The sequence below is a fragment of the Streptomyces sp. NPDC039609 genome (genome assembly GCF_055596705.1).
Genome location: NZ_JBVIUJ010000006.1, coordinates 246,019 through 258,152 on the forward strand (window position 1 = coordinate 246,019; position 12,134 = coordinate 258,152).

Genomic DNA, 12,134 nt, shown 5'->3' on the forward strand with positions numbered 1-12,134 from the left:
CTCGCGCCCAGAACTGCTTGGCGCGACCAGGTGCGCGGCCCTGGCCCGCCGTCATCGATCCTCCCACGTTCGGCGACCGATCCCGGTTCAGGTCCAGTTATCGGACGATGCACGGGACGAATATGTCAGCTGGCGGGCGCCGGGCACGCTGTCACGCCATGGGCTACGCGGTGGACGCGAGGGCCTCGGTTCCCGCCTGCCGCATCGCCTCGAGCGGCGCCGGGGCGCGACCGGTCATCTGTTCGACCTGGAGGACGGCCTGGTGGACCAGGAGGTCCAGGCCGCCGAGGACCGTGCCGCCCCGCGCGGACCAGGCCGCGGCGAGCGGGGTCGGCCAGGGGTGGTAGAGCACGTCGAAGAGGGTGCCCGGAGCGCCGGAGACCTCGGGTGCCAGGGAGTCCGTCGTCCCGGCGGGGGTGGTCGCGATCACGAGCGGGGACGCGAACGCCTCCGCCGCGCTCCCCCAGTCCGCGGTACGGACGTCCACACCGAGCCGCTCGCCCCAGCCGCGCATCTCGTCGGCCCGCGCCTCGCTCCGTACGTAGGCGGTGACGGGGCCCGCGCAGATGCGTGCCAGCGCGGCGAGCGCCGAGGAGGCGGTGGCACCGGCGCCGAGGACGGCGGCGGACTCCACCTTCACGACACCCCGCTCGCGCAGGGCGGCGACCAGGCCGGGGATGTCGGTGTTGTCGCCGACGCGACGGCCGTCCTCCGTGAGGACGACCGTGTTCACGGCCTCCACCGAGGCGGCCGTGTCGCTGATCTCGTCGAGCAGCGGGATGATCGCCCGCTTCAGCGGCATGGTCAGCGACAGGCCGGCCCAGGAGTCGTCCAGCCCGGCGACGAATTCGGGCAGCCCGGCCTCGTCGACCTCGAACCGGTCGTACGACCAGTTGTCGAGGCCGAGCGCGGCGTACGCCGCCCGGTGCAGGACCGGGGAGAGCGAGTGGGCGATGGGCGAGCCGAGGACAGCGGCGCGGCGCATCGACGACATCAGTTCTTCCTCGACTTGTTGAACTCGTTGACGAGCTTCTGGTGGTCGGCGTTCGTCTTGGTGAACTTGGACGTCTTGCCGTCGAGCGAGATGAAGTAGTACCAGCCCTCGTTCGTCGGGTTCACCACGCCCTTCAGTGCCTCGTTGCCCGGGTTTCCGATCGGACCGGGCGGCAGGCCCTTGTAGTAGTACGTGTTGTAGACGTTGTCGTACTTCCGCAGCTCTTCGAGCGAGAGGTCGATCTTGCTCTGGTTCTTGATGTAGTTGTACGTCGAGTCGAACTCGAGCTTGCCGTAGGTCTGCGGGTTGCTGGGCTTGAGCCGGTTGTAGACGACCTCGGCCATCTTGCGGAAGTCGTCGTGCGAGGTGCCTTCCGCCTGGACGAGGCTCGCGATGGAGACGAGCTCCCACGGGCTGTCCACCCCGAGCTGCTTCGCCTTGGCCTCCAGGTCGTACTTCGCGAACTCCGCGTTGGAGCGGGAGACCATCTTGCGCAGCACGTCGTCGGGCTTGTTGCCCTTGGCCACCGGGTAGCTCGCCGGGAAGAGGAAGCCCTCCAGCGGGTCCTTCACGCCCTTGCGGTTCTTCGCCCAGTCCGGGAGGCCCAGGTCGTTGGCCTTCGCCTTGGCGATGTCCTGCGTCGTGCCGGCCTTGAGCTCGAGCTTCTTGTCGATCTGCTCGTAGATCCAGACGTTCCGCCGGCCTTCGGCGATCACGAAGTTCGCCTGGCTCGCCGGGTCGAGCATCAGCGTGACGGCGCTCTCCGCCGACATCTCCTTCTTCAGCGTGTAGACGCCCGCCTGGATCGAGAGGCCCTTGGGGTTCTTCCCCTGCGCGGCGACGAAGGCGTCCACGCTCTTGACGACGCCGGCCTTCTTGAGGATGTTGCCGATCTGGTAGCCGCCGGAGTCCTTGGGGATCTCGACCTGGACCTCGCCGCTGCCGTCGCCCGCGTAGTCGGGCGCCGCGCCGAACTGGCCCTGCCAGAACTGGTAGCCGAAGTAGCCGATGCCACCGACGCCGCCCGCGAGGACGAGGGCGACGACCAGGCACGCGATGCCGTTCTTGCCCTTCTTGCTCTTCTGGCCCTTGCCGCCACGCCGGTCGCGACCACCCCGCGACGAGCCGTCGTCGGAGGGGTCGTCGTCGTAGTCGTCATCGGCGCCGTCGTCGCCGGTGAAGAAGGGGTGCCGCTCCTCTTCCTCGGGCTCCGCGTCCCAGTCGACCACCGGCTCCGGCGGGCCCTGCCGTCGGCTCGGAGGCTGCGGCGGCGGGTACGCCTCGGGAGTGTTGTAGAGATCGGGGTTCTGGCCGCCGTACGGTTCGGCGGGAGTCGCGCCGTACGGCATCGCCGCCTGACCCGTCTCCCAGCCCGTGTCGTACTGCTGTGCGGGGTACCCGGGCGTGTCGTAACCCTGCCCGGGATACCCCTGCTGCCCGCCGTAGGACTGATTACCGTACTGCGGATCGCTGTACTGCTGAGGCCGCTGACCCTGCTGCTGCTGACCCTGCTGGTACTGCTGAGGCTGCTGCTGGTACTGCGGGTCGTACCCCTGCTGCCCACCCTGAGCGTAGGGGTCCTGAGCGTACGAGCCCTGGCCGTACTGGTCCTGGGCGTACTGGTCCTGACCGAGCTGCCCCTGGCCGTACTGATCCTGGCCGTACTGCGCCTGCTGCGGGTACGGCTGCTGCTGGCCTCCCCATCCCTGGTCCCCGTACAACGGGTCCGCGGGATGCCACGGTTCGGAGCTGGAGCCCCGGCCATACTCAGTCATCGATCCCCAAACAGCCGCGAGGCTTCCGGACGATCCGCCTCTACGTTGTGCGGTAGCTGTTCGAACACCACCGCATCGCGCGGAACGTTACCGTATCGCGATCAGATGACCACTTCGACGCCCTCGCCGGGCGGATTACCTGATACCCGTTCGGACTCAAGAGCGTTCTGAAGGATGATCACAGCGGCGGCCTGATCGATGACGGACCGGCCCTTCTTCGACTTCACCCCCGAGGCCCGCAGGCCCTGTGTGGCCGTCACCGTCGTCATCCGCTCGTCGACCAGGCGGACCGGGATCGGCGCGATGCCCTTCGCCATCTCCTGCGCGAAGGCGCGGACCTTGGTGGCCGCTGGGCCCTCCCGCCCGCTGAGCGAGCGGGGCAGGCCCACGACGACCTCGATCGGTTCGTACTCCTCGACGATCTGCCTCAGCCGCCGGTGGGCGGCCGGGACGTCACGTCCCGGCACGGTCTCCACCGGAGTGGCGAGGACCCCGTCGGGGTCGCACGAGGCGACCCCGATCCGGGCGTCCCCGACGTCGATCGCGAGTCGACGGCCGCGACGCATCGTCACGCCGTCTCCACCACGAGGCGCTCGACGGCGTCGATGGCGTCGCCGACGGCCTCGGGGTTCTGACCGCCGCCCTGGGCGACGTCCGGCTTGCCGCCACCGCCGCCACCGAGGGTCTTGGCGGCCGTACGGACGAGCTCACCGGCCTTGAGACCACGCTCGCGGGCGGCCTCGTTGGTGGCGATGACCGTCAGCGGGCGACCGTTGGCCGTGGTGAAGAGAGCCACGACGGCCGGGCGGTCCGAGGAGATGCGGCCGCGGACATCGAGAACCAGCTTGCGCAGGTCGTCGGCGGAGGTGCCGTCGGCGACCTGGCCGGTGACGAGCGCGACACCGCGGATGTCCTTGGCGCCCTCGACGAGACCGGCGGCGGCCTGCAGCACCTTCTCGGCGCGGAACTTCTCGATCTCCTTCTCGGCGTCCTTCAGCTTGCCGAGCATGGAGGAGATCTTCTCCGGAAGCTCCTCGGGGCGGCCCTTGACCAGCTCCTGGAGCTGGGCGACGACCGTGTGCTCACGGGCGAGGAAGTTGTACGCGTCGACACCGACGAGGGCCTCGACCCGGCGCACACCACTGCCGATCGACGACTCGCCGAGCAGCTTGACCAGGCCGAGCGCGGCGGTGTTCTTGACGTGCGTACCGCCGCACAGCTCCTTGGAGAAGTCGCCGATGGTGACGACGCGGACCTTCTCGCCGTACTTCTCGCCGAACTCGGCGATGGCGCCCTGGCGCTTGGCCTCGTCGATCGGCATGACCTCGGCGTGCACGTCGAGCTCGCGGGCGAGAACCTCGTTGATCTTCTGCTCGACGTCCATGAGGACCGTGCCGGGGACGGCGTTCGGCGAGCCGAAGTCGAAGCGGAAGCGGCCGGGCGAGTTCTCCGAACCGGCCTGGGCGGCCGTCGGGCCGAGGGCGTCACGAAGGGCCTGGTGCGTCAGGTGCGTGGCGGAGTGGGCGCGGGCGATGGCCCGGCGGCGGCGGATGTCGATGGCGGCGTAGGCGGTGGAGCCGACCGTCACCTCGCCGACCTGGACGGAGCCCTTGTGCACGGAGACGCCGGGGACCGGCTGCTGGACGTCGCGGACCTCGATGACGGCACCGCTGTGCAGCTTGATGCGGCCCTGGTCGGCGAGCTGGCCGCCGCCCTCGGCGTAGAACGGGGTGCGGTCGAGGACGACCTCGACCTCGTCGCCCTCGGAGGCGGCCGGCGACGGAACACCGTTGACCAGCAGACCGACGACCGTGGTCTCGCCCTCGGTGTTGGTGTAGCCGGTGAACTCGGTGGCGCCGTTGCCGTCCGCGATCTCGCGGTAGGCGGCGACGTCGGCGTGGCCGGTCTTCTTGGCCTTGGCGTCGGCCTTGGCCTTGTCCCGCTGCTCCTGCATGAGGCGGCGGAAGCCGGCCTCGTCCACGGAGAGCCCCTGCTCGGCGGCGATCTCCAGGGTGAGGTCGATCGGGAAGCCCCAGGTGTCGTGGAGCAGGAACGCCTTGTCGCCCGGGAGGACCGTGCTGCCGGCGGCCTTGGTCTCGGTGACGGCGCCGTCGAGGACGTTCGAGCCGGCGTTGAGCGTCTTGAGGAAGCGGGCCTCCTCGGCGAGCGCGACGGTCTCGATGCGCTTGCGGTCGCTGATCAGCTCGGGGTACTGCTCGCCCATCGTGTTGATCACGGTGTCCACGAGCTCGCCGACGACCAGGCCCGCGGCGCCGAGCAGGCGCATGTTGCGGATGGCGCGGCGCATGATGCGGCGCAGCACGTATCCACGGCCCTCGTTGCCGGGGGTGACACCGTCGCCGATGAGCATCACGGACGTGCGCATGTGGTCGGCCACGACACGCAGCGAGACGTCGCTCTCGTGGGCCTTGCCGTAGGCGACGCCGGTGAGCTCGGTGGCCTTGTCGATGACGACCTGGAGGGTGTCGGTCTCGTACATGTTCTGTACGCCCTGCAGGATCATCGCCAGGCGCTCGAGGCCGAGGCCGGTGTCGATGTTCTTGGACGGCAGCTCGCCGAGGATCGGGAAGTCCTCCTTGCCGGAGCCCTCGCCGCGCTCGTACTGCATGAAGACCAGGTTCCAGATCTCCACGTACCGCTCGTCGTTGACGGCCGGGCCGCCCTCGACACCGAACTCGGGGCCGCGGTCGTAGTTGATCTCGGAGCACGGTCCGCAGGGGCCGGGGACGCCCATCGACCAGTAGTTGTCCTTCTTCCCGAGGCGCTGGATGCGCTCGGCCGGGACGCCGACGACGTCGCGCCAGATCTGCTCGGCCTCGTCGTCCTCCTGGTAGACCGTGATCCAGAGCTTCTCCGGCTCGAGCCCGTAGCCGCCGTGCTCCACCGAGGTGGTCAGCAGCTCCCAGGCGAGCTTGATGGCGCCTTCCTTGAAGTAGTCGCCGAAGGAGAAGTTGCCGCACATCTGGAAGAACGTGCCGTGGCGGGTGGTCTTGCCGACCTCTTCGATGTCCGGCGTACGCACACACTTCTGCACGCTGGAGGCGCGCGAGAACGGCGGCTTCACCTCGCCGAGGAAGTACGGCTTGAACGGAACCATGCCCGCGGGGACCAGAAGCAGAGTCGGGTCGTCCGCGATGAGCGACGCCGAAGGGACGACGGTGTGCCCGCGCTCCTCGAAGAAGCTCAGCCAGCGGCGGCGGATTTCAGCCGACTCCATCAGTGGTCCTCATTCCGGTTGTACGAGATCGTTCGGTACGAATGCGTGGTGGTGTTCGGGGTGGCATCGAGCGATGCCCTGCGGCGCGGACCCGGGAGCTCGCGCTCCGCAGGTGCGTCGACCGGTGCCTCCAGGCCGAGGGCCTCGCCCAGTTCGGCCTCGCGCTGGACCATGCCCGACCTGACGTCGAGGGCGAAGTCCTTGAGCCGGTGGCCGGTCTCGATCGCCTTGTTCGCCGCCTGCGCGGCGAGGCTCTCCGGGGTCAGCTGCTTGAGCTTCCGGTTGACCTTGGTGGTGGCCCAGACGCCCGCTGCGGCACCTGCGGTGAACCAGAACGTACGGCGGAACATCGCGCGTCAGCCCTTCTGCTTCCGGCGTCGCGCGGCCGGCACGGTGCGACCGACGACGACGGTACGTCGCGAGGGCGCCGGCGGCGCCTCGTCACGGCCGCGGCCGAGGGCCTTGCGCACCCCGTAACCGAAGGCCGCGACCTTGACGAGCGGGCCGCCGAAGGTGGAGGCGACGGTGGAGGAGAGCGCGGAGGCGTTGGAGGTGACCTCCTGGACGTCCGAGGCGATCGCGTCGACCCGGTCGAGCTGGGTCTGCGCCGACCGCACGGTGGCGGAGGCGTCGCTGAGCAGCGGCACGGCCTGCTCGGTCACGTCCGCCACCAGCTTGGTGGTCGCCTTGAGCGTCTGCGCCAGCCTCACCAGCACCACGGCGAGGAAGGAGACGAGAATCGCCCAGAACACGGCCACCAGAATCCCGGCAACCTCTCCACCGGTCACTCCGCACCGCTCTCTGCTTGTCGTTGGCCCCTTGCCAAAAGTCGTCCTCCGACCCTATCGCGCCCGGGGTCTTCCCCCGTACCGCATTAGGGGTCGTATCGCGGCTCCGGGGAGGGGACTCACCCGATCCGATTGTACGGAGTGCGTGCGGATGGGTACGCTCCGTGTCCCATGCGAAGGAGCAACCTCCCGGCGGAGCTGAACCGGTTCATCGGACGAGCCGACGAGCGGGCCGAACTGGCCCGGCTTCTGGGGGAATTCCGTCTGGTCACGATCGTCGGGGTGGGCGGTGTCGGCAAGACCCGGCTGGGTCTGAGAGTCGCCTCGGCCACGCAGAAACGCTACGCCGACGGGGTGTGGCTCGCGGATCTCTCGGTGCTGCGCGACCCGGATCTGGTGGCCCTGGCCCTGGCCGAGGCGCTGGACCTGACCGACCACACCCTGCGCACCCCGCGCGAGATCCTGACCGAGCATCTCGCGGAGCGCCGGCTGCTGCTGGTCCTCGACGGCTTCGAGCACCTGGTGGCGGAGTGCGCCCCACTTGTACGGGAGTTGCTGCGGCACTCTCCCGGCCTGACCGTGCTGGCGATGGGCCGCCGTCCGCTGCGGGTGGACGGCGAGGCGGTCTTCACGCTGGCGCCGATGGACGAGGCGGACGGTGTGAGCCTCTTCGAGGAACGGGCGCGCACCGCCGGGGCGCCCGGTGGGCCGGACGACCGGGACCCCGCCGCGGTGCACGAGCTGTGCCGACGGCTCGACGGAATCCCGCTGGCCCTGGAGCTGGCGGCCGCCCGGATGCCGCTGCTCACGGTCGAGCAGGTGCTGCACCGGCTCGACGACAGGTTCCGGCTGCTGACGGACGGGGCACGCGGCGGGCTGCCGCGCCATCAGACGCTTCGGACGGCGATCGGCTGGAGCCACGAACTGTGCACCCCGGAGGAGCGCCTGTTGTGGGCGCGCCTCTCGGTCTTCGCCGGGCCGTTCGACCTGGAGGCGGCCGAGTACGTCTGCGGCGGCCCGGACCTGCCGGCGAACGAGGTGCTCGAGGTGCTCGGCGGCCTGCTCGCCCAGTCGCTGGTGACGCGGGAGGACACCGCCGCGGGTCCGCGCTACCGGATTCTGGACACGGTGTCCGCGTACGGGGCGGACTGGCTGGCGGCGCTGGGCGACACGGAGCGGATGCGCCGGCGGCACCGCGACTGGTACATGGGTCTGGCCACCTGGTGCGAGCTGGAGTGGTTCAGCCCGCGCCAGGCCGAGGTCGCGGCCTGGACGGACGCGGCACTGCCCAATCTGCGGGCGGCGATGGAGCTCTGTCTGGAGCAGCCGGACGAGGCCCATCTGGCGCAGCATCTCGCCGGGACGCTCTGGTTCTACTGGGCGGGGTGCGGGCGGCTCTCGGAGGGCAGGCACTGGCTGGACCGGGCGCTGGCGCTCGGCTCGGAGCACGAGGACGCCCGGCTGAAGGCGCTGTGGGTGCTCGGCTACGTGGCGATTCTGCAGGGGGACAGTACGGCGGCGGTCGCGGCGCTCCACGAGTGCGGCGAGCGCGCCCGCTCGGTGGGGAATCCGGTGGCGGAGGCGTACGCGACGCATCGGATGGGCTGCCTGGCGCTGCTGTCGGACGACATGCCCCGCGCGGAGGAGCTGATCGGCAGCGCGCTCGAGGCGTACCGGGAGCTCGGCGAGCTGAACAGCAATGTGCTGATGGGGCAGGTCGAGCTGGCGATGGCCCGGGTCTTCCAGGGGGATCTGGAGGGTGCGGTCGCGCTGTGCACGGAGGTGCGGGAGATCTGCGAGGAGCGCGGCGAGCGTTGGACCAGGGCGTACGCGCTGTATGTGCTGGCGTACGCGGCATGGTGCGGGAGCGATCACGACGAGGCGCGAAAGCTGCTCATCGAGTGCGTGACCATCAACCACACGTTCCACGATCTGGTGGGTCTGGTCCTGGGGATCGAGCTGCTCGCGCTGGTGACGGCGAGCGAGGGTGACCCGGCGGAGGCGGCGGTGCTGCAGGGTGCGGCGCTGCCGGTGTGGGACTCGGTGGGTCTGCAGCTGTTCGGCTCGGGCCACTTCAACGGAGCGCGGACGCTGTGCGAGCGGCAGGCCGGCGAGGTGCTGGGCGCGGAGCGTTACGGGGCGTCGGTGCGGGAGGGCCGGCGGCTCTCCTTGGACGCGGCGGTGGACCGGGCGCTCAGCGAGCGTCGAAATCCGGCCAGCCGCATCGCCGGTCCGCGGGCGCCCCGGCCGTTCCGTACGAGCAGTGCCGGACAAGCGGAAGCCCGCCGCTTCCCCACCCGTAAGGGCGGGGAAGCGGCGGGCTGAACACCGCGGGGGTGGTACTACGGCAGCTGGATCAGCGGGCGTAGTACTCGACGACCAGCTGCTCGTCGCAGATGACCGGGATTTCCTTGCGGTTCGGGTCGCGGTCGAGGCGGAAGGCCAGGGCCTTCAGGTTGACCTGCAGGTAGCGCGGGGTCTCACCGTCGGCGGCGAAGCCACCCTCACGGGCCACCTGGAACAGCGGCTTCTCGCGGGAGCGCTCGCGGACCATCACGACGTCGTCGGGACGGACACGGAACGACGGCTTGTCGACCTTGCCACCGTTGACCTGGATGTGACCGTGCACGACCATCTGGCGGGCCTGGTAGATGGTGCGGGCGATGCCCGAACGCAGGACCAGGGCGTCGAGGCGACGCTCGAGCTCGACGACCAGCGCCTCGCCCGTCTTGCCCTCGGCCTTCTTGGCGCGGTCGTACGCGCGGGCCATCTGACGCTCAGAGATGTCGTACTGGGCGCGCAGACGCTGCTTCTCGAGCAGACGGACCTTGTAGTCCGAGTTCTGCTTGCGGCCACGGCCGTGCTCGCCCGGCGGGTAGGGGCGGGCCTCGAAGTACTTGACGGCCTTCGGGGTCAGCGCAATGCCGAGGGCACGCGACTTCTTGACCTTGGGACGGGACTGGTTCGGCATGAACCAACCTCTCTATCTGTACGAATACGGCTTCACCAGGGTTAGAGGAGGTCGCATCCGCAGCCGGGGAAACCCTTGTGGTCCGTGAGGACCTGTCGGGCAGCCGCTCCCTGGTCTGGGCACATACGTGCAGCACGCGAACGGCCCATCGCCTGGTCCCGGGAATCCGGGGAGGTGATGGGTTGCCCGCGACACCTTCGAAGGTGCGCGACACTCCTGGAGATCCCGCCTGAGGCGGGCCTCCGGCTGCCTGTCCCGTTCTGGTGGCGCCGACCGAAGCCGGACACGGGACGCAGCACTCCGCACGAGTGTACCGGGTCGCGCGGGGGCCCGTGCACGCGCCCGGGTCCCGCCGTCAGCCGTCGCCCCGCAGCCTCTCCCGTACCTTCTCCACCACATCCGCGTACCGTGCCTCCGCGCCGTAGCGGGTCGGCTCGTAGTAGCGCCTGCCGTGGACCTCGTCCGGTGCGTACTGCTGGGCCGCGATTCCGCCCGGGACGTCGTGCGGGTAGACGTACCCCTGGGCGTGGCCCAGCTTGGCCGCGCCCTTGTAGTGGCCGTCGCGCAGATGCGCGGGGACCGGGCCCGCCAGACCGTTCCGTACGTCCGCCTGGGCCGCGAAGATCGCGGTCGTCGCCGCGTTCGACTTCGGGGCCAGGGCCAGGGCGATCGTGGCGTGGCTCAGGGTCAGCGCCGCCTCGGGGAATCCGATCATGGCGACCGCCTGCGCGGCCGCGACCGCCGTCGGCAGCGCCGTCGGGTCGGCCAGGCCGATGTCCTCGCTCGCGGAGATCATCAGACGGCGGGCGATGAACCGGGGGTCCTCCCCCGCCTCGATCATCCGGGCCAGATAGTGCAGCGCCGCGTCCACGTCCGAGCCCCGGATGGACTTGATCAGCGCGCTGGCCACGTCGTAGTGCTGGTCGCCGTCCCGGTCGTACTTCACCGCCGCCCGGTCGACGGTCTCCTCGACCGTCTGGAGCGTGATCTCCGGCTCGCCCTTGGCGATGGCGGAGCCCGCGGCCGCCTCCAGCGCGGTCAGTGCGCGCCGGGCGTCGCCGCCGGCGATCCGCAGCAGATGCGCCTCGGCGTCCTCGGGCAGGGTGACGGCCCCGCCGAGCCCGCGGTCCTCGGTGAGGGCCCGCTTCAGCAGGTCGCGCAGGTCGCCGTCGGTGAGCGGCTCGAGCGTGAGCAGCAGAGAGCGGGAGAGCAGCGGGGAGATGATCGAGAAGTACGGGTTCTCCGTCGTCGCCGCGATCAGCGTCACCCAGCGATTCTCCACCGCCGGGAGGAGCGAGTCCTGCTGGGCCTTGGAGAAGCGGTGGATCTCGTCGAGGAAGAGGACGGTCTCCTTGCCGAAGCCGCCGGCGGCCCGCCGGGCCCCCTCGATGACGGCACGGACCTCCTTGACGCCCGCGGTGATCGCGGACAGCTCCACGAAGCGCTTGTTGGTCGCCTTGGAGACCACGTACGCGAGGGTGGTCTTCCCGATGCCGGGCGGCCCCCACAGGATCACGGACGAGGCACCCGCCGGGCCTCCGCTCCCCTCCCCCACCAGCCGCCGCAGAGGAGATCCCGGCTTGAGCAGATGCTGCTGCCCGAGGACTTCGTCCAGGGTGCGCGGACGCATCCGTACGGCCAGGGGGCTGGCGGACGGGTCCTTCTCCTGGCGTTCTTCGGCGGCTGCGGTAAAGAGGTCGGGCTCCACGTCATGAAGCCTAGGTCACGCCACCGACAGTCCCTCCCGGCCGGTCAGGAGGTCCAGAAGTCCCACCAGCGCGTCAGGATCAGCATCCCGATGATCCCGACGTGCAGGACGGGCAGCACCCAGGTGAACTCGTCGAAGAAGGTCCGCAGGCCCCGGGGGGCGGGAATCACACCGTTGCGGACGTTGTGCGAGGTCACGTACCAGAACATGACGATCGTGGCGACCCAGGCCAGGCAGCACCAGAGGCAGAGCGCGTTGATCTCGTACAGCGACTGGTGCATCAGCCAGGTGCAGAACCCGACGCCGAACAACGTGCCCGCGTTCAGCCCGAGCCAGTACCAGCGGCGGTAGCGGGCGCCCGCGAGGAGGGCGACGCCGATCGCGATGACCATCGCGTACGTGACGAGGCCCAGCATCGGATTCGGGAAGCCGAAGACCGACGCCTGCTCGCTCTTCATGATGTTGCCGCAGGAGACGATCGGGTTGAGGCTGCAGCCCGGGGTGAAGTTCGGGTCCTCGAGGAGCTTGAACTTGTCGATCGTGATCACCCAGGCGGCGAGCAGGCCCGCGGCTCCGGTGATCACCAGCAGCCAGGCCAAGGCGCGGCTCGCGCCGATCGTGCCGCGCGTCGCGTCGTCAACGGCTGCGTCTGTCATATCC

The 12,134-nt window shown here is 70.0% G+C and carries 10 protein-coding genes; 1 reads left to right on the forward strand and 9 read right to left on the reverse strand.

Going from position 1 to position 12,134, the window contains the following annotated elements; translation table 11 throughout:
- Positions 1 to 163 precede the first annotated feature (163 nt).
- The 6 genes from ACZ561_RS19370 to ACZ561_RS19395 form a co-directional block, all read right to left on the reverse strand.
- Positions 164 to 994, reverse strand: a complete 831-nt coding sequence (locus tag ACZ561_RS19370) for a shikimate dehydrogenase (RefSeq protein WP_470996413.1) — start codon at positions 992 to 994, stop codon at positions 164 to 166.
- Positions 994 to 2,769 (reverse strand): endolytic transglycosylase MltG, encoded by a 1,776-nt coding sequence (mltG, locus tag ACZ561_RS19375; protein ID WP_470996415.1) that lies wholly within the window; start codon positions 2,767 to 2,769, stop codon positions 994 to 996. The genes ACZ561_RS19370 and mltG overlap by 1 nt, the downstream gene beginning before the upstream one ends.
- 101 nt (positions 2,770 to 2,870) lie before the next feature.
- Positions 2,871 to 3,335, reverse strand: a complete 465-nt coding sequence (ruvX, locus tag ACZ561_RS19380; RefSeq protein WP_329125795.1) for a Holliday junction resolvase RuvX — start codon at positions 3,333 to 3,335, stop codon at positions 2,871 to 2,873.
- Between the two features lie 2 nt (positions 3,336 to 3,337).
- Entirely contained in the window at positions 3,338 to 6,007 is a 2,670-nt protein-coding gene (alaS, locus tag ACZ561_RS19385) for an alanine--tRNA ligase (protein ID WP_470996418.1), read from the reverse strand.
- Entirely contained in the window at positions 6,007 to 6,357 is a 351-nt protein-coding gene (locus tag ACZ561_RS19390; protein ID WP_376444017.1) for a DUF6167 family protein, read from the reverse strand. The genes alaS and ACZ561_RS19390 overlap by 1 nt, the downstream gene beginning before the upstream one ends.
- 6 nt (positions 6,358 to 6,363) lie before the next feature.
- A complete protein-coding gene (locus ACZ561_RS19395) occupies positions 6,364 to 6,795 on the reverse strand; it encodes a DUF948 domain-containing protein (RefSeq protein WP_376444014.1) in 432 nt (143 codons plus the stop codon).
- 171 nt (positions 6,796 to 6,966) lie between these two features.
- Between ACZ561_RS19395 and ACZ561_RS19400 the strand changes: the two genes are divergently transcribed.
- Positions 6,967 to 9,120 carry an ATP-binding protein gene (locus tag ACZ561_RS19400; protein ID WP_470996423.1) on the forward strand — a complete coding sequence of 718 codons (2,154 nt, stop codon included), beginning with the start codon at positions 6,967 to 6,969 and terminating at the stop codon, positions 9,118 to 9,120.
- Positions 9,121 to 9,151: 31 nt separating this feature from the next.
- Here the strand turns inward: ACZ561_RS19400 and rpsD are convergent, their stop codons facing one another.
- From rpsD to ACZ561_RS19415, 3 genes are all read right to left on the reverse strand, one after another.
- Positions 9,152 to 9,766, reverse strand: a complete 615-nt coding sequence (gene rpsD, locus ACZ561_RS19405) for a 30S ribosomal protein S4 (RefSeq protein ID WP_158985446.1) — start codon at positions 9,764 to 9,766, stop codon at positions 9,152 to 9,154.
- Positions 9,767 to 10,121: 355 nt separating this feature from the next.
- Positions 10,122 to 11,474 (reverse strand): replication-associated recombination protein A, encoded by a 1,353-nt coding sequence (locus ACZ561_RS19410; RefSeq protein ID WP_470996427.1) that lies wholly within the window; start codon positions 11,472 to 11,474, stop codon positions 10,122 to 10,124.
- A 44-nt stretch (positions 11,475 to 11,518) separates the two neighbouring features.
- On the reverse strand, positions 11,519 to 12,130 hold the full coding sequence (locus ACZ561_RS19415; RefSeq protein WP_470996430.1) for a vitamin K epoxide reductase family protein: 612 nt from the start codon (positions 12,128 to 12,130) through the stop codon (positions 11,519 to 11,521).
- Positions 12,131 to 12,134: the final 4 nt, after the last annotated feature.